Below are 23,527 nucleotides of genomic sequence, written 5' to 3'. Positions count from 1 at the left end.
CCCATTTGGGACTATTAATAACAGGTCGGATGAGTTAACTGTAGCCTAATGGACAATTGAATTGAGAATAATGTTAAAAAATTGTGATTTTTATCATATGTTTTATGCGGAATAATTAAACTTACAAGACTATTTCTTTTACTTTATTTTTCTGTCATAAAAAATGGTTACAACAAAGAAGAATGGTTATTCGCAGCATAATTTGATGGGGTTTCACTTTACACAACCGAGTTATTCAGGAAACACGCCGATGAAAGAGATTTGTCAAGCCGTCACCTTAGAAGGCAACCATGTTCGATTAGAGCCACTGACACATCATCATGATGCTGTTTATGCAGAGATTATTGAACGAGATAAGCTGCATCACCTGTGGTATACCTCGGTACCTGAACCGGAAAATATCGCGAAAGATGTCGATATGCGCCTTGAACGCTTTGCCCAAAAAGAGATGGTGCCATTCGCGATTATTGATAAACGTACGGGTAAAGCTGTTGGCATGACCTCGTATATGCGCATCGATCAAGGGGTTCGTCGTGTTGAAATTGGGGCGACATGGTATGGGACTGAAGCGCAGCGCACACCGATTAATACGGAAGCTAAGTACCTGTTATTCAAATATGCATTTGAAGAATTAGAGTGTGTCGCGGTGGAGCTAAGAACGCACTTTTTAAATCATCAAAGCCGTAAAGCAATTGAGCGCTTAGGGGCAAAACTGGATGGGATTTTACGTAATCATATGCTAACCCGCACGGGGGAGCTACGAGATACCTGCGTTTATAGCATCTTAAATAATGAGTGGCTGGCAGTGCGTCGTCACTTAGAATGGCAGATGACAAAGCCTCGTTAAGTCAAAAAATAGCCCACGAGAGGTGGGCTATATGATTAATATTTAATTAAATCAGTTTGTTATAAATATTCGTGCATCGGTTTGGTCATATACACGTTATTTGGCATTTTTTCCGTTGTGGTGTAACCCGCGGGGCTGTTGATCAGCGCAGGGATACGGTTAACCAAGTTTGCGCAGGTTAATTCCACGGTTGCAGGGTTATTCACTTCAATCGCTGTATCTGGCTCACCAATGAGTTGCCAACTGTTTTTATCGCACTCATCTGCCGTTAAAATTTTACCAATACATTCCGTTTCTAAGGTGACGCCTTCTGCTGTTTCAGTGATCACCACCGCAGATAACCCTAAAACATCGCCTTTTTTCACCGTCATTTTTAAGGTGTCTGAATAGATATCTTCTTTGGCAATTTGTGGCACGCAGCGCTGAGTTTGATTGGTAATGGTCAGACCCAAGCGGCTACATAGCCATCCATTTTGCGTCCACATGTACGGTGGCGCATATTCACCACTCTCAATTTTCTCAGCAATAACTGCGTATGGTAGGTCGTTATAGTGACCAATTTGCTGATTGAATTCGTCGACGGTTAAGCCTGCACCGTGGCCTTTCGCCAGTGCGATACCGTAATCTTCCACGTTGTAGCAGCTAGAGCCTTTGATTTTGACCAGTTTGTGCATAGAACCTGCCAAGGTATCGATAAGCACGCCCCAGAACATATCTGGGTAGCCGCTGCCCGCTAAAGTGCAGTTATTCGCTTTCGCTAAAGCATCGAGTTTTTCAGTAATTTCAGGGGAAGAGTTCCACGGATAGAGAGCTTCTTCACCTGTTGAAATAGCATTAACGCCATGGCGGGCGAAGAGGGAGAATGCATCTTCTAAGTCAGCCATGGTGCTGAGGGTCGCAATAATCCCCACGTCAGGTTTTAAGGTTTCTAGGGCTTTATCGGCTTCATTCAGTGGCTGGATTTTTACGCCCGTTGGCGCGGTGCCTGCGATTTCGCCAATGTCTTTACCGATCACGGCAGGGTTGATATCAAAAGCCGCCACAACTTCAGCACCGTGTTCTTGTAGGTAACGGATGAGAAATTTGCCCATCTTTCCACAACCATATTGAACTGCACGTACTTTTTTCATCATTATCGTCCTATAACTGTTTGCCTAATATCATCATGTTCAATATTGAGTATAAAATTATTGTTTTATATCAATCAATTGAACAAAGAGTGCTGAATAAATTAGAACGGGAAAACTCAATCTTTACACCCGATTATTTACTATAGGGTAGTCGTTAACGCAGGTTTGTTCATAAATGGCGTTCTAATAAAGAATGGAATCCTAGAATAAAATCCGATAGTTAAGATAGGAATGATGGTTTTCGATGATGCCATGCCATTGAGTTATAGGGATTAGCTATGGCTTGGATACAAATTCACCATATAGTATTGAAATACTAGACCTTCAACAAAACTGCACGTATAATCGGCACCACTTTGGCCCCTTAGCTCAGTTGGTTAGAGCAGGCGACTCATAATCGCTTGGTCACTGGTTCAAGTCCAGTAGGGGCCACCAAATTCTAGCTGTTAAATCAGCGCAAAAAGCCACTTCGAAAGAAGTGGCTTTTTTGTATTTGGAGCACTGGAAATGAACTACCTGCCAACAAACCTTCTCCCCGTAAACTCTTCAATCAACCGCTCGCCTTCACGCCATTCGCCATATCCTGCATCAGTATTTAAATGCTCGCCGCCTTTAACCAATATAAGTTGGCTGCCCCATATGTCTGCAAGCTGATGGGCTTTTTCAGTGCCAAGATGTATGTCGTTTAGGCGCTCTATCCATTTATGGTTAGGGGTATTCCAGTCATCCAGAATGACGCGCACAGTATTATGGTATTTTCTTTCTATATAGGATTACCAATGTTGAGAGCCGGAATTGGTATTGCTGGGAATAATAATAAAAGTGGTAGTCATCTTGCTTCTCAGGTTGTCTGGGAAAATTTAATCTTAATCAGTGTTAACTAAAGTTAGCTAGCAATTTATCGGTTAGCGTTAAATCAAAATGTTATTTAAATGAGCCATTCGGAATAATACGAAATAGCGTCTGATGATTTTGTTTTTAACGCATTTAATGCGTTGGTTATGATTTTAGAATGAATAATTAAAAATAAAATCAATAAATTACAGTTAATCCTATTTTTATTTCATATTATGATTGTCACCTTTTAATGACTATTAAAGTCAAATTATCTAAGGTAGGATGAGTGCCAATTTAACTTATGGAAAGGTTGTTCATATGAAGGATAATGCTTCACTAGATAATGAGTTTTCGGGTTTCAATGCATTTCATCTGATTTCTTGGATTGCGGTGATTGGTGGGATTGCGGTGTATCTTATTGGGTTATGGCGCTCTGAGATGCAGTTAAATGAAAAAGGATATTACATTGCAATTTTATTATTGGGGCTGTTTTCTTCAATTTCAGTCCAGAAAACAGTGCGAGATAAAATGGATAATATTCCAACTACCCGAGCGTATTACATTGCTTGTATGGTGGCGTTTTTTGCCTCCATCGCATTAATGGCTGTGGGGTTGTACAACGCGGAACTATTACCAAGTGAAAAAGGTTTCTACGGAATTGCTTTCTTTTTATGTATGTTCGGTTCTATCGCAGTACAAAAAAATATTCGCGATTTACAAACCACTAAGCCAGCTGAGCATCCTAAGAAGTTTGAAGTGAAACAACCAGTCGTTAATGAAGATAGTGAACCTAGCCTGAAAAGTTAATCACGGTTTTAGCAAAGGCTCAATGAATGCATTTGAGCCTTTGTGTTTCTTTTTACTTAAAGCGCATCTGCCATTCTAATTTCCTATCTAGCTATTCTTATATACCCATCAATCCATGTACGAAATAATCACTATAGTAATCATATTTGAGTATGAAAATGGTACTTTAATTAAACACTGATTAGACCAGAATGTATTTTATTCACATTGAATAATTTTCATTAGGCATAATAAATGAGACTGAGTTCTTATTTATTATAAAAAATAGCGATTGGATATAAAGGTGAATTAAGAATGTTCTTTTTGATACATATAAATTTGGATTCAAAATGGAAAAATTATTACGCTAATTTGTGGTAATTGGGTAATTGTTGATAATAATACACGTACAAAAATGTAACGAATTGAAAAAAAGTAATGTCTGATATATGTGAAAGAAATGTTGTTAAGTATAAATCAATGATACATTATTCGTAACCCATTGATTTTTATGTAATCAAAATAATCGTAATATGAGTAAATGTGTCAAAAAATAACTGCCTATTGAATCTCTTGTTTTCGATAGGTGATTGCGACTTTACAGCTTTTAAGTGTAATTATAGTATTTGTGTGAACCAAAGCCCAAAAGGCAAAAAGATTGAATTACCGTATTCATAAATATATTGTGGTTTTACCTAAGTATATTTAGCTATATCTCGTATCTGAAATTTAAACTTCTATTGTGATTAATATTTAATTACAGGGCATCTTATTATCTTTTTTCTTTAAATTACGACTTAATTGAGGACTTACCTAATGAAATTAAATAAAACGCTTATAGCTATCGCAGCAACGACATTAATTGGTTTTGGTGCAAACGCAGCGCCAATTAATCACGGTAATGGTAAAGTAACGTTCACTGGTAGCATCATCACTGCACCTTGTTCAATTGACCCATCTTCAATTGACCAAACTGTAGATTTAGGCCAAATCGCTGATGTGGTATTAAAAAATGGTGGTACTTCAGACGGTCAATCTTCACCAGTTATGTTTGATATTAAATTAATTGACTGTACTGTAGAAACAGGTGATTCCGTGAATATTACATTTTCAGGTGCAGCCGCTACAAATGACCCTAAATCACTATTAGCGATTACAGGTACTGCAGCAGGTGCGGGTATCCAGATCGTAGATAGCAATAATGACCCAATCGTATTAAATGAAGTCACTAAATCTGAGCACAAACTGCAAGGCACAACTAACACCATGCAATTTGCTGCATACGTGAAAGGTTTAGGTAGCCAAGGTGAATCAAAAGCACCAGTTGATATCGTTGCGGGTGAATTCCAAGCGGTAACTGATTTCGTATTGTCGTATAACTAATTTAATACTTTAGTTATTAACGGTAAGCTGAAGTAATGAGACCAATCATTACTTCAGCTTAGAAAATTTATTAAAATTTAAGGACATCGTAATGAAAAAAGTGAATAATAAAATTATGTGTTCTGTGTTTTTAAATGTTAATAAAAAATAAATTCATGAAAAAACTCATCACGGTATCCCTATTGCTGCTGAATCCATTAATTGCTCTCTCTGAAGAGGCGGTGGATTTCAATATTAATATATTGAACGCAGAAGATAGGGAAAATATTAATTTGGCGGTTTTTTCACAAGATCTTTATATTGTCCCTGGCATTTATCCCTTTAAATTAAGTATAAATAACGCGTATATACCAGAGCAGAAAATAACTGTTGTGAGTTATGAAGAAAAATCACAAGCGTGTTTAACGGATGAAATTGTTGAGAAATTTGACTTAAACTCAGAGGCTGTAAGCGTATTACGATGGAATACCATTGATGGCTTAGAGTGTTTAGATATTGCTAGCCTAGAAGGAATGTCAGTAACACCTAATTTATCTACCGGAACATTAATTATTAATATTCCTAAAAGCTATCAGGAATATTCAGCCAACGACTGGGAATCAGCATCTCGTTGGGAAGATGGTATTAAAGGTATTATTTTTGACTATAATCTGACCTCACAATATAACCGTAGTTTAGGTGATAACAGATCGGACAATACTTTTTTCCTTTCAGGATTAGGGGCGGTGGGCGCTAACTTTGATAGCTGGCGTTTACGGGGTTTTTGGCAAGGCTCATATAACCATACGCAAAATAGTCGAATTGATGATACTCACGATATTAAATGGACGAATATTTATGCTTATCGAGCTATTCGTAGCCTAAAATCGAAATTAACCCTTGGTGAGGATTTCCTGCAAACAGATTTGTTTGATAGTTTCAAGTTTATTGGAATTTCATTACGTTCTGACGACAATATGTTGCCACCAAGCTTACGTTCATATGCGCCTGAGATAACAGGTTTTGCTGAAACGAACGCGGTAGTTAAAATTAGCCAAGATGGACGTGTTATTTACGAAAGCTTAGTGCCTGCGGGTCCATTTAGAATTCAAAATTTAAATAGCGGTATTTCAGGAACGTTACAAGTCAGAGTTGAAGAGAGCGACGGGCGCGTTTCTGAATTTGAAGTTGAAGCTGGAAATATACCTTTTTTATCTCGCCCAGGTTCTGTGCGCTATAAAGTGAGTGCAGGTAGACCAACTGATATGGATCTCCATGTCATGGGAGATGCTTTCACGCAAAGCGAGGTTTCATGGGGCGTTAGCAATGGTTGGTCAGTTTTTGGTGGCGCGCTAAATAGTAGTCGATTTAACTCTTTTGCTGCCGGTGTTGGACGTGATTTATTTCGATTTGGTGCAATCTCATTCTCATTTAATCATTCAATCGCAGCACTGACAGATGGGCCAACCTTAAAAGGTAAAGCCTTTAAAGTCGATTATTATAAAAGTTTCGAAGGAAGTAATAGTCAAATTCAATTATCCACTTACCGTTTTATGGATCGTGAATTTATGACGATGAGTGATTTTCTCACTTATAATGACCAAAAAGATATTATGTATGCAGGACATAATAAAGGCTCTTATTCAGCATCACTAAGTAAAAACTTTACTGATTGGCGTTCATCCATAAATTTAAATTACACACACCAAACCTATTGGAACCGGCCAAATAGTTATCGCTATAACATGACCTTTTCGAAGTATTTTGATACCAGTAAGTTTCATAATATCGGTCTGTCTATCAACATGTTTAATAGCAAAATGCAGGGGTATCAAGATAACGGGGTTTATGTCAGCCTTTCAGTTCCATTAGCATCAGGAACTTATGTCAATTATTCAACGTATAACGGTAAGAATGATAATACGAATAAAGTGACTATAAATGAACGTCTTGAAAATAAAGATAACCTCTCACTTTCTATCGGTAATAATCGACACAGTGGAATATTTAGTAGTTATTATAGCCACAAAGGCAATATGAATGACTTTAATACCAGCTATAACTATATAAGTAATAACTCAATGTCATTATCTACGAATATTCAAGGCGGCATGACATTGACGGGGTACGGAGTAGGAATGCACCCAGTTACATCAATAGGTGGAACGCGAGTTTTTGTTGATACGAATGGCGTTAAAAATGTTCCAGTAAAATATAACGGCACACATTTACGCTCAAGTGGTTCTGGAAAAGTCGTTGTACCTGATATTAATAGCTACTATAAGACAGACGTCGTTGTTGATATTAATAAGTTACCTAAAAACGTTGAGATTTCGGATTCAGTAACACAAACCACACTCACTGAAGGTGCAATAGGTTATCGTAGTTTTGATGTTATTTCTGGGATCAAAATGATGGTGACGTTGAGATTACAAGATGGAAGTTACCCGCCTTTTGCAGCAGATATTAAAAATAATGCCGGAAAGACAACAGGTATTGTGGGTGACCAAGGTGAAGCTTACATCGGTGGAATAAGACCGGGTGAGGCAATGAAAGTATTATGGCAAGGTTCTGAGTGTACAATTACATTCCCACAAAATATTGAAGAGCATGATATTTACGACAAACTACTCTTACCATGCAATTAATTAATAATAATCTTAAAAGAAGGCTAATGTTTATGATGAAAAAATTATCAGTATTATTACTTAGCTGTTTCGTGACTGCGAATGCGTATTCTGCAATTTCAATGGACAGAACGCGTATTATTTATAATGGCGATAGCAATTCTGTCTCATTAACGGTAAGTAATAAAAATAATCAACTTCCTTATTTGGCGCAAGGTTGGTTTCAAGATGAGAAAGGCGAAAAACTAACCTCTTATTTTACGATTTTGCCACCAATCCAAAGAATTAATGCGGGGCAAACAAGTCAATTGCGTATTGAAGCTTTACCAGACGTAGTGAAATTGCCTCAAGATAGAGAAAGCTTGTTTTTCTTTAATTTAAGAGAAATTCCACCAACAAGTAAAAAATCTAACGTACTGCAAATTGCATTACAAACACGTGTGAAATTTTTCTATCGCCCAGCTTCTTTAGCGGTTGATTCCACTCAAATGAAAAATGCACCGTGGCAGAATAAATTAGTGTTAGTTAAAAAAGATGGCGCCATTTATGCCAAAAATCCAACGGCTTACTACGTGGTATTAAACAACATTAGAAAAAGTGCCAACGCAGAGAAAGCAAAAAGCTTTGTTGCTGTAGACGTTGCTCCATTTGCGGAACAAAAACTGTCAATGACTGCTGATCAATTAGGTTCATCACCCGTCATTAACTACATTAATGACTACGGTGGTCAGGTCGATGTTCCGTTTGTCTGTTCTGCAACAGAGTGCCACGCGCAAGCGGCTAACTAATCCCATAAGCAAATGAGAGAAATGGATAAATCGAATGTTTAAATTTAAGAACCTATTTTGTCTTAGTTTACTGTTTTTTTTATCTGTGACTGCATTTGCAGATGGGAAATTTGTGACGGTCAGAGTGAATGTTTTATCTGGCGGATGTGTGTTGAATGATAACGAAGATATCTATGTGGACTTTGGTGATGACATCGTTATTGGACAAATTGAGTCAGGTAAATACACAGAGGCAATTCCTTATAGTTTAAGTTGTGATTCGCGATTTGACGAGCTGTATATTGCTTTTGAAGGTGTTAAAGGGGAAACCTCAAACAGCCTGAAAGTTGCGGATACACCGGGTTTGAATATCAAACTGTATATTGATAACAAGCCTATGGATATCGGTTCTCAATATGAGATTGATAATATCCAATATTTACCTTCTTTAACTGCAGAACTGGCACTGGCTAATGGGATAAGACCTGTTGGAGGTGAGTTTTCTACTGCTGCAACACTAACTGTAGGATATCATTAAGGTATTATCTTATGAAAAAGCTCTTGTTATCATTCGTTTTATTTCTGGCATACACAAGTACGGCACAGGCTGTCAAAGTAAACTTTAGAGGAAACTTGGTAGAGGGAACGCCTTGCGTCATCAATAATAATCGCCCAATTGAGGTGGATTTTGGTGATGATTTAGTGGTTTCTCTAGTACCCACAAAAGGTGGTACAAAATACATAGAAGATATCGATTTTGAATGGGTATGTGACAATATTTCCTCTGGAACGGATGTGGTTTTTAGTTTTGAAGGTAAACGTTCTTACTTTGATAATGATTTATTAGAAATTACTGAGCAAAGAGACATTGCACTGCAAATTTATTATGATTCAAACACATTAAGAGTGAACGATACGTTTGTATACACCTATGAATCTGACTCTAGAACACCTGATCTGAAGGCTGCATTAGTGAAAAGTAGCTCCAGTTCTGCTCGTGTCGATCCGGGCGAGTTTACCTCTAGCGCAACATTAACGGTTGCTTATCCATGAGGATAATCTTCTTTACTCTATTACTTTATTTCTCTGGGAATGCGTTCTCGGATGAGGTTAATTTTTCTGGAGTATTGAGGCACGCCATTCCTTGTATAGTTAATGGTGGCGAGGAGCTTGTGGTACCATTTTATGAGGTCAATGATAAAGACCTTTATCGTCAAAGAGATATTTCCGAAGTCTTTGAAATTACACTCTCTGAGTGCGAATATTTACCTGATTTTTCATTTTCGATGTCATTTACGGGAATCAGTAACCCGAAAATTGAAGGTTCGTTACAAATTGATGGTGACCCTGGTGATCTGGGTTATGCCATCGTGTTAAGTAGCGATAATGGCAATGTGGATATTAATAGCCAATACCCTATTGTTGGAATGAATGGCAATAAATTCCCTAGCGTGATCCCGCTCAAAGCCTCAATCTTGGGGGAACAAGACGCTATCAAAAATAAAAGTATTAAACTCGGGGATTTTAGCGCCACCACCACTTTTAATATCTATTATGAATAACTCGGTTGTTAAGGATATTATGAAAAAATTTATTCTTATCTGTTTACTGGCTATATCGCCCTTTCAATTTGCACGGGCTGAATTTGCGGCGCAGGGTGAGATGGTTGCTGACTATGGTGCTTGGATACTTGCTCAATATATCTTACGTGGCGACTTGGTTCATGATAATAGACCAATGGCAATTCAAACATCAGGCTCGTGCCCTTGTAATATTTTTCTCGGTTCTTGGGGAAGTTATGCTGATGGTGGATACGGATCCGGGTCATCCCACACCGTTAACTTCGATACTCAAACTGTTGGATTAACAGAAAGAAGTACATGGGAAGAAAAACCAGTAACTTTTAGTGAAGTTGCACGAGCTTTGGATAAAGGTGGAATATTAAACAAACAAATCCCGGGGAACTGGGAATTCTATCCTAGACGTCCTGGTGTTGGATTTTGTTTTAACTTAGGTATTCACTACACCGGCCATATGCAAAGGGAGCAAACTGCGGATAACCCAATTATTCTCTGCTCTCCGCTAGATCCTGCAATTACAAACTGTGATATTGAAGGACCAGACTATATTGACCACGGAACATTATCCAATAGCTCCATGAATGGGCATACGGTGAACGAAAACTTTACTATCAGTTGCACAAGTCCAACAGATGTTAAAATTTCGGCAGTCGCGGGTTTAGATAATGATAACTTTATCTTTATGGCCGATGGCTTAGAGTCGGAAATTAAGGTAAATGGAGATCCATCGACAGTGCTTTCGGTAGATTCGTTTGTAAAGCAAACCTTTAACGTCACCAGTACATTGAGAAAAACTAAAGATCTCGTTCCGGATGAGTATTCAGGTATTTTCCTGTTATCGGTTGAGCTCCCTTAGTATCTAAACATAAAAGGTAATGGCAGGATTTTGGTCAATATATCGAGACTGAAATCCTGCCATTTTATGTACTAAGCGTAGTGTATTTTTATCTATCAATGGTAATAAAACGAATTGCGCCCAAGAAAACACTATTGGTAGACGAGGTTTGACTATTCCATCCTGTAAACCCGATAAATTGTTCTCCCGATGGGATTTGGTAGACATAAGTTTGTGGATTAGTGCAGGTATTATGCGCTTCTCCAATCACTTGGTTAGTTGTAGGCTTGTAGAAAGTTAATCGACCGATGACCAGCACACCTTGGAAGCGGCACACAATAACATCAATTTTAGTCACCGAATCTGTGTTAGTTATGGTTGTGGTGGTTCCTCCCGTTCCCCCGGAATTCCCGATAGAGTCCACGACCCAATCCCCTTGACCCGTTAACGTATATCCAGGAGGCTCAATCAAGTATTCAGAGGCTGAATTAGGTTTGCTGGTGGAATCACCATATATTGGTGATATTTTCAATTCACTGACAGTCAATTTTGCAGGTATGACGGTGACTGGAACACCTTTATAACCCGTACCAGTACTGCTAACACTAATATTGACGACCCCTTTTTGTCGACCTTGAATTTTCCCTGGAGATATCGGTGTCGCCACACTGGTATTACTGGATATCCAATTGACTTGGTTAGCATTTAATTGAATTTCACTTTCTACACCATCGCTGGATTTAACAAATAATTGATAATCATATAGGGCGGTCACACCTATTTTATGATCTAAATTGCTGAGCCTGAATATATAGGTATACACGCTAATGGTTGGTGACTGAGCCGTATAGGTTGAATACAGCACTGTTGCGGTGATCTGGTAATCACCAATGGTAGAAGAGGTGACAACCGCCGTATATTGACCGGGAGCTGTTTCTGTCACATTACCTATCTTCAGCTCATTATTATTGGCAGTAAACGCCACATCATTTTTAACCCCTGTAATCGGCTGATTATTCTTATCGATCATAGTGAGCGTGATCGTGGCTTTTCCATCCTCTGTTGCACCCGATGAATTGACGATACGTGTTTTATCTAACGTGAGAGTTGATTTGCTCGGGTCAATAGCACTGGTAAATGTGACGGTGACATTTTGGGTACTATTATTAATCGACAGGGTAATTACACTGGGTCCCGGCAGCCTACTGGTTAAGGAAATAATGGCTTCACCATTAATATCGGTTTCTGGAATTGGACCAATGCTAATATGGGGATCCGCAGTCACAGTGACTTTTTGACCTTTTATAGGGTTATTATTGGCATCGATGATTTTGACTTTTATTTGATTAATTTCGATTTTATCGGCTTTAGCATCATTTTTGACGACAGTAATCGCGCTTTTATCTAATTGGGCTGTACTGGTATCTGCAATAAAATCAACTGAAACAGATTGTGAGCTGCCGTTGATCTCTGCCGTTATTTTGTATTGCTTAGCTTCGGTGCTTGTGATGGAGAATTCAGTTTCCCCCGCAGTATTAGTTGGCGAAATAGTCCCTAAAATCACGCCCGTATCGGTACTCACTGTGATGATTTGACCTGCAAGTGGATTGCCATTTTTATCCGTTACGATAACCTTGACGCGATCGGTATCAACACCATCGGCTTTAGCGTTATTTTTGGTGATTACCATGTCATTTTTATCAATTTTCGCAGAGTTGTTATCCCCAACAAATGTCACGTTTAGGGATTGAGTACTGCCATTAATTTCAGCGGTTACTTGATATTGGGCCGCTTTGAGACTTGTGAGCGTAAACTCTGTTTCTCCCTGACTATTGGTTGGTGAGATTGCGCTTACCGTCGCGCCATTTTCTGCCGTTACTGTAATCACTTGACCTGGAAGCGGGTTATTATGGGCATCGGTAACGATAACTTTAATTCTATTTGTATCAATACCATTAGCCGTCGCGTTATTCCTCACCAAAATCATATTGGCACTATCAATTTGCGCCGTGCTCTTATCGGGCATAAACATCACGTTGACGGTATGGCGACTGCCATTAAATGTTATTGTGATTTCACTATTACCCGCGTTAAAACTGGTTAAAGAGAAAATCATATCGCCATTTGCATCGGTAGGGGTAATGTTACCCACTGTTGCGCCATTATTTGCGGATACACTAATTAATTGATTTTCTAATGGATTTCCAAATTTATCTGTGATGTGTACAGAAATGCGGTTAGTCGCTTTGTTATTGGCGACGGCATTATCTTCAATAACGACAATATCAGATGGCATGATCTGGGCGGTGGAACTATCAGCGATAAATTGGAGAGGCTTGCTGGATTGATAGCCATCTTCTAATTTAGCAATCAATAATCCTTGTTGGGCTTTTTGTCCCCGAATATTGATAATAATTTGCCCTTTACTGTCCGTTGGCAATGTGAGCGGAGAAGCACTGGAAATATTATTGCCAGATAAAGTAAATGCGGATAATGGCGAGAAACCTGATAACGTAAATTCGACATTGGTATTTGTGAGCGCTTTTCCGGCTGTATCTGTGACTGTCACAGTTGCTTCATAGTTATCTGAATCATTGGCTGTGACAGAGCCTTGAGGAAAGACGGTAAAAATAGAAATCATTCCTGACATCGGTTTTACATTTAAACGGGTTGTCGCGGTATTCGATTTATTCCCATTATTATCGATTGCAATAGCCGTTAGCGTATAGATTTTAGGGTTGTTTTGAATGGGAGGTAAAACAATTTCGATACTGTTTACGGAGGTTTTAATAAAGCTTCCTCCATCAGCAATCAGCTCAGGGGCTGACCATTGAATGTCTTTGACGCCATATTTAGACTTTATAATTGTTGCGGTTAGATTGATCCGTTGTTTTGATTGCACCTCTAATTCATTAGGTAATGAAATAGTAAGCAATTCTTGCTTCTTATATTGCATGACGATGTCGTAGTTTCGGTCGACAAAGTCGTAACGTAATCCTGTAAGAGAACGCATACTTTTGACTGAGTCAGCAGATAATTGGCGATTCAGTGGAAGATCAAAACGATAATTAATTTGGAGCATGGCGGATGTATCACTGGAGCTGCCTACGGACTGATTTAATCTCATCGTTACAAGCGGTATTGGTGTATAAGAAACGCCAACACTATAAAGACTTGGATTATTTTTTAAGTCTCGTAAATATAAACCATTGTTTATATTTACGTTCTTTCCATAATAATGCTCGTATTTTAAATTTGCCCCAAATTGAGGATAATCTGGAAGAAATCCTTCGAATCGAACATCAAAACCATTAGCTGGGCGCTCATCAAAATCACGCCAATTGTCTAATTTAGAACCATGCCAATCACTCAAGCGAAAATAACCGTTGCTTGATAGTTTAATAAAATCAGCGGATGCTTCAGCACCTAAACCTAAACGTCTATTTGAAGATGTTGAATCATAAAACGAGTTAACCCCCCACATCCAATCAATATTAAGCTGACGATAACCGAATCCTATATTCGTTGTTGTACGATCTTCATTAATTTGTAATCCCAATTGGGTGAAGACAATATGGCTATCTTTATCATATAAGGGATAGAGGATAGCGGCATTACCGTTTTTATCAGTGTTAAATTGAATGCGGGCATAAGCAACCTGATTAAACCAATTATTAATATCACGGTTAATCTTCTGTATTAAGGCGTTTCCTAACATATTTCGGGCAATATTGGTGCTATTTTCACTGCTCAGAATTGTACCTAGCTGGCTTCCTTTTTCGGCAATAAATTTCTGATTGATATCTTGCTTATTTATTGATTCCATTGGCAGTTCAGGAAGGTCATTAATAGATTGCTCTGATGTGTTTTCTAATATAAGCCAATGTTCTTGTTTGTTTTCATTTGCATTACCAATAGGAAAAAAACTCCAGAAAATAAAAAAATAGATTTGAAGTAAAATTAATGATGTGGTTTTTTTATTCATTGCGTTCATTTTCATTGTCTATATTTATATTAATGATAATCAAATGGCGATGTTATTTATTTGTCTGGGATGATTTTGTTTTTTAAAATTTTATTTTTGATTTTTAATTATAGGGTACATTTGTTTTTATTGATGGAATAATGTTTAATTTATTTTTATCTTTTAATTGATTATTTAAAAATGAATAATATGTTTTTTTTAAAATAAAGCTTAGAGCTCATATTTCATGAGAAAACTTAAAAACGCTTTATTTTTTGATCTGAACTCAGGTTATTTATACGTAGAAGCGCGAGAATAGAGTCTCAATCACCAGAGGGTATTCGAGTGAAAAACGGCATACAGTTACGTATCAAAGGAAAGGTTCAAGGGGTTGGATTTCGGCCATATGTCTGGCAACTCGCCCATCAATGTGCCTTGAACGGCGATGTCTGTAATGATGGCGAAGGTGTACTAGTGCGCCTATTAGAGACAGCGGATATCCCTTTATTTACCCAACTTTTATATCAACACTGCCCGCCGCTTGCGCATATTGAATCTGTACAACCCCAGCCTTTTCAATGGGATGAGTTACCAAAAAAATTCACTATTCGCCATAGTGGCGCTGGGCGCATGGATACTCAAGTTATCCCTGATGCTGCAACCTGCAAAGCCTGCCGTGACGAACTGTTTGACCCTACGAATCGTCGCTATCATTACCCATTTGCAAACTGCACCCATTGCGGCCCCCGCTTTACTATCATTCGTCAAATGCCCTATGACCGACCAAATACCTCAATGGCGGCATTTCCTTTATGCCCTAAATGTCAGCAAGAATATGAAAACCCGGCAGACAGACGTTTCCATGCACAGCCAAATGCTTGTGCAACCTGTGGTCCGGAAATCCAGCTGTGTGACAAGAATGGCAAGATTCTAGCGATTCACCATCACGCCTTAGAACAAACGGCGACTGATTTATTGAATGGCAAAATCGCTGCTATTAAAGGGCTCGGCGGTTTTCATCTTGCCTGTGATGCCACTCATTTCCATGCAGTCGAACAACTGCGTCAACGCAAACACCGTCCCAGCAAACCTCTGGCGGTGATGATCCCATCCCTAGACTGGCTAAAAAACCAAGGAGTCGATGTCACTGAAGGTCTAAGTGCATTACTTGAAAGTGCAGCCGCCCCGATTGTCCTTATTCACAGATGGAAAAATAGCGTATTAAGTGAAAATATTGCGCCACATTTGCGGGAGGTGGGGGTGATGCTACCTTCCAACCCACTGCAACACTTATTGATGGCGCAGGTGAATAAGCCATTAGTGATGACCTCTGGAAATGCATCTGGCAAACCACCCGTATTAACGGAGCAAGCGGCTTTTACCGATTTAGCGAACATTGCAGACATTTGGCTGATGCATAATCGCGATATTGTTCAACGGGCTGATGACTCTTTAGTGCGCTACCATGCCGGAAAAGCAGAAATGTTACGCCGAGCTAGAGGTTATGTGCCGGATGCCATTGACCTTCCGGCGGGCTTTGAAAGCTCACCGTCCATTTTGGCGTTAGGTGCGGATTTAAAAAATACCTTTTGTTTACTTAGAGATAAAAGTGCGGTGATGAGCCAGCATTTAGGTGATTTAGACGATGTCGATATTTATCAACAATATCAGCAGGCTATTACACTATTTGAATCCATCTATCGATTCAAACCGGAATATTTAGTGGGGGATATGCACCCCAATTATGTTAGCCACCGTTACGGCAAAACATTCAGTGAGCAGCTTAATATTCCGATGATCCACGTTCAGCATCATCATGCCCATATTGCGGCGGCGATGGCGGAACACGGCATCCCGTTAGGTGATGAAAAAGTGATTGGTTTGGCACTGGATGGTCTCGGTTTTGGCGATGATAACCGATTGTGGGGCGGTGAGTGCTTACTCGTCGATTACGCCTCTAGCCAACACCTTGGTGGATTACCACCAGTTGCTATGCCGGGGGGCGATTTGGCATCTCGCCAACCGTGGCGTAACTTATTGGCTCATCTAGAAAAATTTGTTCCTGATTGGCAAACAAATCCGATTGCTTCGGTACTCGCTCCTTTTGCTTATCCACTATTACAAAAAGCGATTAGCCGGGGGCTTAACTGCCCAACCGCTTCGTCGACAGGACGATTATTTGATGCTATCGCAGCAGCATTAAGGATCTGTCCTGAGCAAACCAGTTGGGAAGGTGAGGGGGCTTGCCAGTTAGAAGCGTTAGCATTGCAAAGTTCAGCTCAGCAGCATCCTGTCACAATGCCGGTGGTGGATAATCAATTGGATTTAAGCACCTTTTGGCATGAGTGGTTGGCTTATGATGCACCGAGAGCCGAACGAGCCCATGCTTTTCATCAAGCTTTGGCGCAAGGATTTGCGGATTTAGCCTTGCAACAAGCGAAACAGCATGGCATTCAACAAGTGGTGCTGTCTGGTGGTGTTCTGCATAACCAATTATTGCGTCATTTGCTAATAGAGAATTTACAGCCTCTTGAGGTGTTGCATGCCCGTCAATTACCGATGGGAGATGGTGGACTTGCATTGGGGCAAGTTGCGATCGCTGCCGCAATATTGAAGAAAAATAACTGAGAATAATAGTCAGGCTTTATTTGTTTTTATTAGATATAAATAAACAAATAAATTTATCTTTATTTATTTATGATATTAATTCTTATTTAAAATAATTGATATTAATTCTTATTTGTTTTTACAAAAATGACCGTTACTGAAATAAAACGTTACTCTAAATTCGTTTAATTATACTTATCCATAAGACCTCATAGATGATTTTATATTTTAACATCATGATATAACAACGTTTTGTTATATTTTTTTAACATTTTAGCTCTCATTTTTTTAAACAAATTGATAATAGCATGAAAAGTTAAATAATCTTTTAACTCATCGCTGAATCGATTTTTCTATCATAAATTTAAAAAAAACCAAATTTCTTATTGGCTCTTGATGAAGATCAAGTGATTAAAAAGCGGTAGGACTAGGATCTCATTTATATTTACACATCAGGTAATTCTAATAAGACCTCAGCTTATTAGGTGTAATTGGTGAAGCGATTTTGAATACAAATAATACCTAAATTCCTATGCATATTTTTAATATGTGGCGGATTTTATTTATTTTTTGAATGCAAAATCGTAAAGAGAAATAGCCTAATAAATAGGCTCTAAGCCACTCATAATAGGAAATAGAAATGGCAGGAGATAACTCTATTCTTTCTCCCCATGGCATTAATCGCCGTGACTTTATGAAGTTGTGTACAGCGCTTGCTGCGACAATGGGGTTAAGTGGAAAAGCCGCCGCTCAAATGGCTGATGCAGTGAGTGATCCAGAACGTCCACCCGTCATTTGGATTGGTGCTCAAGAGTGTACTGGATGTACAGAATCGTTGCTGTGTGCGACTCACCCAACTCTCGAAAATTTAATTCTCGATACCATTTCTCTCGAATATCACGAAGTTCTCTCTGCGGCTTTTGGCGAGCAGGTTGAAGAGAACAAGCACAATGCTATTGAAAAATATAAAGGTAAGTATGTTTTAGTGGTGGATGGTTCGATTCCACTGAAAGATGATGGCATCTACTGCATGGTGGCAGGAAAACCTATCGTTGAGCATATCCGTATGGCTGCTGAAGGTGCGGCTGCGATTATTGCTATCGGCTCTTGCGCTTCTTGGGGCGGGGTTGCTGCGGCAGGGGATAACCCTACAGGTGCGGTTGGCTTAAATGAAGTCATCAAAGATAAAACCGTGATTAACATTCCGGGTTGCCCGCCAAACCCACATAACTTCTTAGCAACGGTTGCCCACCTGATCACTTATAACCGTCCACCAGCGTTGGATAGTAAAAATCGTCCAATGTTCGCGTACGGTCGATTAATTCATGAACACTGTGAACGACGTCCACACTTTGATGCGGGGCGCTTCGCAAAAGAGTTTGGCGATGCTGGTCACCGTGAAGGTTGGTGTTTATACCATTTAGGCTGTAAAGGGCCAGAAACTTACGGCAACTGTTCTACCTTGCAATTTTGTGACGTTGGCGGTGTGTGGCCAGTGGCAATCGGGCATCCATGCTACGGCTGTAACGAAGAAAATGTGGGCTTCCACAAAGGTATCCACCAATTAGCGAATGTGGAAAACCAAACACCACGTTCCGAAAAACCGGATTTGAATAACAAAGAAGGTGGACAAGTTTCTGCAACTGCCGTGGGCTTAATCGGTGGTGTAGTTGGTCTGGTGGCGGGTGTCAGTGTGATGGCTGTACGTGAGTTAGGGCGTCAAAAACGTCAAAATGATACCAACTCACGGGGAGAATAACCGTGGATAGACGAAATTTCCTTAAGCTCTCAGCTGGGGGAGCGCTACTTGCTAGCACCACTTCGCCGAGCTTGGCGGGAGCGGAAAATAGGCCGCCAATTCCGAATGCGCTGGGTATGTTGTATGACTCGACACTCTGTGTTGGGTGTCAGGCGTGCGTCACCAAGTGTCAGGATATTAACCATCCTGAGCGCAACCCTGTAGGACCTCAAACATGGTCAAACAATGACAAACTGACGCCATACACCAACAACGTGATTCAAGTTTGGAGCGATGGCTCAGGCTTACATAAAGATCAGGAAAAAGACGGATACGCCTACATTAAAAAACAGTGTATGCACTGTGTTGATCCTAACTGCGTCTCTGTTTGTCCTGTTTCTGCGCTCACCAAAGACCCAAAAACAGGTATCGTGCATTACGATCCTGATATCTGTACAGGTTGCCGTTATTGCATGGTGGGTTGCCCATTCAACATTCCTAAATATGCTTATGACGACAAATTTGGTGCCATCCATAAATGTGAACTGTGTAACCAAAAAGGTGTAGAACGCTTAGATAAAGGTGGTTTACCAGGTTGTGTTGAAGTGTGCCCTACGGGGGCGGTGATTTTTGGTACCCGAGAAGAGCTTCTCGCCGAAGCGAAAAAACGTTTATCGCTGAAAGTAGGCGAAGAGTACGGCTTCCCTCGCCAAACTGTTCATCACAATGACCCGAACGTGATGCCTGCACCGAAATACCAGCAACATATTTACGGTGAATTGGAAGGTGGTGGTACTCAGGTCATGGTGCTTTCTGGCGTACCATATCAAAATTTGGGACTGCCAGAGTTAGATGAACTGTCAACTGGCGCACGTTCTGAAAATGTTCAGCACACCTTGTACAAAGGCATGGTTCTACCTCTCGCGGCATTAGCGGGACTGAGTTTCTTAGTGTATCGCAATACTAAGAATCATGATTCTCATGATGACAAATCTCATGGCCATAAAACGCATGACAACCAAAATCATGACGACCAAAATCATAAGGACAAGGGGGGCGACTCTAATGGCAACGCATGATAAAGAACAGCCGCTAGGTGGGCGTTTAGTCAGTTGGCCAGTGATTGTCTTCGGACCGTTTGTCATCCTGTGCCTGATTTTGATTGTAAAACGTTTAGTGTTTGGTCTGAGTTCAGTCTCTGACCTGAACGGTGGATACCCATGGGGGATTTGGATTGCCTTTGACTTACTGATTGGTACCGGTTTTGCCTGTGGTGGATGGGCGTTAGCGTGGGCGGTGTATGTCTTTAACCGCGGTGAATATCACCCTTTAGTGCGTCCTGCTCTGTTGGCGAGTCTATTTGGTTACTCTCTCGGTGGTTTGTCTATCACCATCGACGTGGGTCGCTACTGGAACCTGCCTTATTTCTATATTCCGGGGTACTTTAATACTAACTCCGTGCTGTTTGAAACCGCGGTGTGTATGACTATCTACATCGGTGTGATGGCGCTGGAGTTTGCCCCTGCAATTTGTGAACGCTTTAATTGGAAAGTGTCATTAAAACGCTTGAATAAAGTGATGTTTTTTATCATCGCATTGGGTGCGTTACTGCCAATGATGCACCAATCTTCCATGGGTTCACTGATGATTGCCGCAGGGCACAAGGTTCATCCGATTTGGCAAAGCTATGAAATGTTGCCGTTATTATCGCTACTGACCGCCTTCATTATGGGGTTCTCCATTGTGATATTTGAAGGCTCCTTATTGCAGTCAGCGTTAAAAGGGCAAGGGGCTGATGAACGACCTCTGTTCGTTAAGTTAACCAATATCCTTCAAGTGTTCTTAGTGCTGTTCTTGGTTTGCCGTTTCGGTGAGTTGATTTACCGCGGCAAGATGCACTATGTGATGGCGATGGATTTCTACGCCATGATGTTCTGGATTGAGACTGCATTAATGGTGATCCCGCTGATTATCTTCCGGATGCCATCTTTGCGTACTGACTCAAGATGGTTATATATCAGTGGATTAAGCATGTTACTGGGTTCTGCGCTATGGCGTATGAGCTACTCACTGATCGCCTTCAATCCTGGCGGTGGGTATGACTATTTCCCAACCGCAGAAGAGATATTAATTTCCATCGGTTTTGTGGCCATCGAGGTGTGTGCATACATCTTGTTAGTTCGCCTATTACCGATTATTCCAGCAATAAAAAAATCTAATTCAAGTCCTTCTCAGGCCCGAGGTAAAGCATGAGCCAACGTATAACTATCGACCCGGTAACTCGTATCGAAGGTCACTTACGCATTGATTGCGAAATCGAAGATGGAAAAGTCACCAAAGCGTGGGCATCCGGCACCATGTGGCGTGGCATGGAAGAGATCGTAAAAGGGAAAGATGCCCGTGATGCATGGATGATCATGCAGCGTATTTGTGGGGTATGTACCACGGTTCACGGAATTATTTCTGTGCGTACCATTGAAAGTGCACTTAACCTTGAAGTGCCTGTTAACGCGCAATATATCCGTAATATGATTTTGGCCGCGCACACTATCCAAGACCATATTGTGCATTTTTATCAACTGTCAGCTCTGGATTGGGTAGATATTACATCCGCATTACAAGCAGACCCAACCAAAGCGGCGAATATGCTCAAAGGGGTCTCTACATGGTCATTAAACAGCCCTGAAGAGTTCACCCGCGTTCAAAACAAAATTAAAGATTTAGTCGCCAGTGGTCAGTTAGGTATTTTTGCTAACGGCTATTGGGGCCACCCTGCGATGAAACTGTCGCCAGAAGTGAACTTAATTGCGGTGGCTCACTACCTGCAAGCGCTGGAATGCCAGCGTGATGCTAACCGTATCGTGGCACTGCTAGGGGGTAAAACACCGCATATTCAAAACCTCGCGGTGGGCGGTGTTGCTAACCCAATCAACCTTGATGGTATTGGGGTACTTAACCTTGAGCGCTTAATGTATGTGAAATCCTTTATTGACCGTTTAGGGGATTTTATCGAGCAAGTGTACAAAATCGACGCGGCAGTGATCGCATCGGGTTATCCAGAATGGTTAGAAATGGGTAAAGGTGCCAAACATTATATGTGTGTGCCTGAAATGCCAATGGACAACAAAAATGGCAGCTTCTTGCTACCAGGTGGTTATCTAGAAAATGGGGATTTCAGTACTTATCGCCCAATCACTAGCCATACGGATGAATACCTGATTAACGGTATTAAAGAGAGCAGCAAACACGCATGGTACAAAGATAACGAGCCGCAAGCCCCTTGGGAAGGCACTACAATTCCAGACTACACTGGCTGGGATGATGATGGTAAATACTCTTGGGTTAAAGCACCAACTTTCTATGATAAAACCGTGGAAGTGGGCCCATTAGCTGACTTGCTGTGCAAACTGGCAGCGAAACATGAACCAACTGAAAAACACTTTAATGATGTCGTCGGTTTATACCAAACCTTAACGGGCAACACGATCACCAAAGACCAGCTAGAATCAACATTAGGTCGCATTATCGGTCGTACTGTTCGTTGCTGTGTATTAAACGAAACCTTGTCTATTCAATGGCAAGCACTGGTAGATAACATCGGTAAAGGCGATCACACCACCTTTATCAAGCCAAACTTCCCACAAGATACGGTGATCAAAGGGGTTGGTTTTGGTGAGGTTCCTCGCGGTCTGTTATCCCACTGGGTGGTGGTAAAAGACGGTAAAATTGAAAACTATCAAGCGGTTGTTCCATCTACATGGAACTCAGGCCCTCGTAATTTCAATGATGAACCAGGCCCATACGAGCAAGCGCTTGTGGGAACTACGGTGGCTGACCCATCTAAACCATTGGAAGTCGTCAGAACGATCCACTCCTTCGACCCATGCATGTCTTGTGCGGTGCATATCGTCGATACAGAAGGTTCCGAAGTGACTAAGGTGAAGGTACTGTAATGCGTATATTAGTCTTAGGTGTTGGTAATATTTTGTTGAGTGATGAAGGTATCGGTGTGCGCATTGTTGAAGCACTCGAAGAACGTTATCACTTACCAGAATGTGTTGAGGTATTGGATGGTGGAACGGCAGGCATGGAGCTGATTGGCGCCATGGCGGATCGTGACCATCTGATTATTGCGGATGTGGTGCTGTCGAGTCAGCAGCCTGGCAGCATTTTAGTGCTGCGCGATGCCGAAGTACCTGCGCTGTTTACCCGTAAAATCTCACCCCATCAGTTAGGGCTTTCCGATGTGTTATCGGCGCTGCACCTAACCGATGAGTTTCCAAAGCGTCTGACACTGGTGGGGATTGTGCCTGAGTCGTTAGAACCAAATATCGGTTTAACGGCGACGGGGCAAGCCGCATTAGAGCCTGCACTGCAAAAAGTGATCGAAGTGCTACGCAGTGAAGGGTTAGAGATTATCGCAAAAGAAGAGTGTCTCCATGCCTAA

General features: G+C 40.7%; 18 protein-coding genes and 1 tRNA gene. 16 read left to right on the top strand and 3 right to left on the bottom strand.

Going from position 1 to position 23,527, the window contains the following annotated elements; all coding sequences use genetic code 11:
- The first annotated feature begins 250 nt into the window (after positions 1 to 250).
- Complete coding sequence (locus LDO51_RS02855; protein WP_225576273.1) at positions 251 to 847, top strand: GNAT family N-acetyltransferase; 597 nt, start codon at positions 251 to 253, stop codon at positions 845 to 847.
- Between the two features lie 59 nt (positions 848 to 906).
- Here the strand turns inward: LDO51_RS02855 and LDO51_RS02850 are convergent, their stop codons facing one another.
- Entirely contained in the window at positions 907 to 1,980 is a 1,074-nt protein-coding gene (locus LDO51_RS02850; RefSeq protein ID WP_225576272.1) for a dihydrodipicolinate reductase, read from the bottom strand.
- A 355-nt stretch (positions 1,981 to 2,335) separates the two neighbouring features.
- Here LDO51_RS02850 and LDO51_RS02845 point away from each other — a divergent pair.
- Positions 2,336 to 2,412, top strand: a tRNA-Ile gene (locus tag LDO51_RS02845).
- Between the two features lie 77 nt (positions 2,413 to 2,489).
- Here LDO51_RS02845 and LDO51_RS02840 read toward each other — a convergent pair.
- Positions 2,490 to 2,720: an alpha/beta hydrolase gene (locus LDO51_RS02840; protein WP_225576271.1), complete on the bottom strand. Its 231-nt coding sequence runs from the start codon at positions 2,718 to 2,720 to the stop codon at positions 2,490 to 2,492.
- Positions 2,721 to 3,132: 412 nt separating this feature from the next.
- Here LDO51_RS02840 and yiaA point away from each other — a divergent pair, with 412 nt between their 5' ends.
- The 8 genes from yiaA (at position 3,133) to LDO51_RS02800 (ending at position 10,792) form a co-directional block, all read left to right on the top strand.
- Positions 3,133 to 3,621: an inner membrane protein YiaA gene (yiaA, locus tag LDO51_RS02835; RefSeq protein WP_225576270.1), complete on the top strand. Its 489-nt coding sequence runs from the start codon at positions 3,133 to 3,135 to the stop codon at positions 3,619 to 3,621.
- A 795-nt stretch (positions 3,622 to 4,416) separates the two neighbouring features.
- Positions 4,417 to 4,983, top strand: coding sequence for a fimbrial protein (locus LDO51_RS02830; protein ID WP_225576269.1), 567 nt, complete (start codon positions 4,417 to 4,419; stop codon positions 4,981 to 4,983).
- A gap of 221 nt (positions 4,984 to 5,204) precedes the next feature.
- A complete protein-coding gene (locus tag LDO51_RS02825) occupies positions 5,205 to 7,610 on the top strand; it encodes a fimbria/pilus outer membrane usher protein (protein WP_225576268.1) in 2,406 nt (801 codons plus the stop codon).
- 26 nt (positions 7,611 to 7,636) lie between these two features.
- Entirely contained in the window at positions 7,637 to 8,377 is a 741-nt protein-coding gene (locus LDO51_RS02820) for a fimbria/pilus periplasmic chaperone (RefSeq protein ID WP_225576267.1), read from the top strand.
- Positions 8,378 to 8,411: 34 nt separating this feature from the next.
- Positions 8,412 to 8,894, top strand: a complete 483-nt coding sequence (locus LDO51_RS02815; RefSeq protein ID WP_225576266.1) for a fimbrial protein — start codon at positions 8,412 to 8,414, stop codon at positions 8,892 to 8,894.
- A gap of 11 nt (positions 8,895 to 8,905) precedes the next feature.
- Positions 8,906 to 9,409, top strand: a complete 504-nt coding sequence (locus tag LDO51_RS02810; protein WP_225576265.1) for a fimbrial protein — start codon at positions 8,906 to 8,908, stop codon at positions 9,407 to 9,409.
- 119 nt (positions 9,410 to 9,528) lie between these two features.
- A complete protein-coding gene (locus LDO51_RS02805) occupies positions 9,529 to 9,918 on the top strand; it encodes a fimbrial protein (protein ID WP_263869886.1) in 390 nt (129 codons plus the stop codon).
- Positions 9,919 to 9,937: 19 nt separating this feature from the next.
- Complete coding sequence (locus LDO51_RS02800; protein WP_225576263.1) at positions 9,938 to 10,792, top strand: hypothetical protein; 855 nt, start codon at positions 9,938 to 9,940, stop codon at positions 10,790 to 10,792.
- 88 nt (positions 10,793 to 10,880) lie between these two features.
- On the opposite strand, the gene LDO51_RS02795 is transcribed toward LDO51_RS02800, so the two are convergent.
- The gene (locus tag LDO51_RS02795) at positions 10,881 to 14,756 is read right to left on the bottom strand and encodes an Ig-like domain-containing protein (RefSeq protein ID WP_225576262.1); all 3,876 of its coding nucleotides are present in this window, start codon (positions 14,754 to 14,756) and stop codon (positions 10,881 to 10,883) included.
- Between the two features lie 324 nt (positions 14,757 to 15,080).
- Between LDO51_RS02795 and hypF the strand changes: the two genes are divergently transcribed.
- From hypF to LDO51_RS02765, 6 genes are all read left to right on the top strand, one after another.
- Complete coding sequence (gene hypF / locus LDO51_RS02790) at positions 15,081 to 17,363, top strand: carbamoyltransferase HypF (RefSeq protein WP_225576261.1); 2,283 nt, start codon at positions 15,081 to 15,083, stop codon at positions 17,361 to 17,363.
- 619 nt (positions 17,364 to 17,982) lie between these two features.
- Positions 17,983 to 19,101, top strand: coding sequence for a hydrogenase 2 small subunit (gene hybO, locus LDO51_RS02785; RefSeq protein ID WP_036956217.1), 1,119 nt, complete (start codon positions 17,983 to 17,985; stop codon positions 19,099 to 19,101).
- 2 nt (positions 19,102 to 19,103) lie between these two features.
- Positions 19,104 to 20,159: a hydrogenase 2 operon protein HybA gene (hybA, locus tag LDO51_RS02780; RefSeq protein WP_225576260.1), complete on the top strand. Its 1,056-nt coding sequence runs from the start codon at positions 19,104 to 19,106 to the stop codon at positions 20,157 to 20,159.
- Positions 20,146 to 21,333, top strand: coding sequence for a Ni/Fe-hydrogenase cytochrome b subunit (gene hybB, locus LDO51_RS02775; RefSeq protein ID WP_225576259.1), 1,188 nt, complete (start codon positions 20,146 to 20,148; stop codon positions 21,331 to 21,333). Before hybA ends, hybB begins: the two co-directional genes overlap by 14 nt.
- A complete protein-coding gene (gene hybC, locus LDO51_RS02770; RefSeq protein WP_225576258.1) occupies positions 21,330 to 23,033 on the top strand; it encodes a hydrogenase 2 large subunit in 1,704 nt (567 codons plus the stop codon). The genes hybB and hybC overlap by 4 nt, the downstream gene beginning before the upstream one ends.
- A complete protein-coding gene (locus LDO51_RS02765) occupies positions 23,033 to 23,527 on the top strand; it encodes a HyaD/HybD family hydrogenase maturation endopeptidase (RefSeq protein WP_154627706.1) in 495 nt (164 codons plus the stop codon). Before hybC ends, LDO51_RS02765 begins: the two co-directional genes overlap by 1 nt.

It is taken from the genome of Providencia alcalifaciens, assembly GCF_020271745.1.
Lineage (GTDB): Bacteria > Pseudomonadota > Gammaproteobacteria > Enterobacterales > Enterobacteriaceae > Providencia > Providencia alcalifaciens_B.
This window is presented reverse-complemented; position numbering and strand designations above follow the sequence as displayed.

Excerpts from the sequence above, each read along its gene's own strand:
- LDO51_RS02855 (WP_225576273.1), top strand. The coding sequence starts at position 251 with ATGAAAGAGATTTGTCAAGCCGTCACCTTAGAAGGCAACCATGTTCGA.
- LDO51_RS02850 (WP_225576272.1), bottom strand. The coding sequence starts at position 1,980 with ATGATGAAAAAAGTACGTGCAGTTCAATATGGTTGTGGAAAGATGGGC.
- yiaA (WP_225576270.1), top strand. The coding sequence starts at position 3,133 with ATGAAGGATAATGCTTCACTAGATAATGAGTTTTCGGGTTTCAATGCA.
- LDO51_RS02830 (WP_225576269.1), top strand. The coding sequence starts at position 4,417 with ATGAAATTAAATAAAACGCTTATAGCTATCGCAGCAACGACATTAATT.
- LDO51_RS02820 (WP_225576267.1), top strand. The coding sequence starts at position 7,637 with ATGTTTATGATGAAAAAATTATCAGTATTATTACTTAGCTGTTTCGTG.
- LDO51_RS02815 (WP_225576266.1), top strand. The coding sequence starts at position 8,412 with ATGTTTAAATTTAAGAACCTATTTTGTCTTAGTTTACTGTTTTTTTTA.
- LDO51_RS02810 (WP_225576265.1), top strand. The coding sequence starts at position 8,906 with ATGAAAAAGCTCTTGTTATCATTCGTTTTATTTCTGGCATACACAAGT.
- LDO51_RS02800 (WP_225576263.1), top strand. The coding sequence starts at position 9,938 with ATGAAAAAATTTATTCTTATCTGTTTACTGGCTATATCGCCCTTTCAA.
- LDO51_RS02795 (WP_225576262.1), bottom strand. The coding sequence starts at position 14,756 with ATGAATAAAAAAACCACATCATTAATTTTACTTCAAATCTATTTTTTT.
- hybO (WP_036956217.1), top strand. The coding sequence starts at position 17,983 with ATGGCAGGAGATAACTCTATTCTTTCTCCCCATGGCATTAATCGCCGT.
- hybB (WP_225576259.1), top strand. The coding sequence starts at position 20,146 with ATGGCAACGCATGATAAAGAACAGCCGCTAGGTGGGCGTTTAGTCAGT.
- hybC (WP_225576258.1), top strand. The coding sequence starts at position 21,330 with ATGAGCCAACGTATAACTATCGACCCGGTAACTCGTATCGAAGGTCAC.
- LDO51_RS02765 (WP_154627706.1), top strand. The coding sequence starts at position 23,033 with ATGCGTATATTAGTCTTAGGTGTTGGTAATATTTTGTTGAGTGATGAA.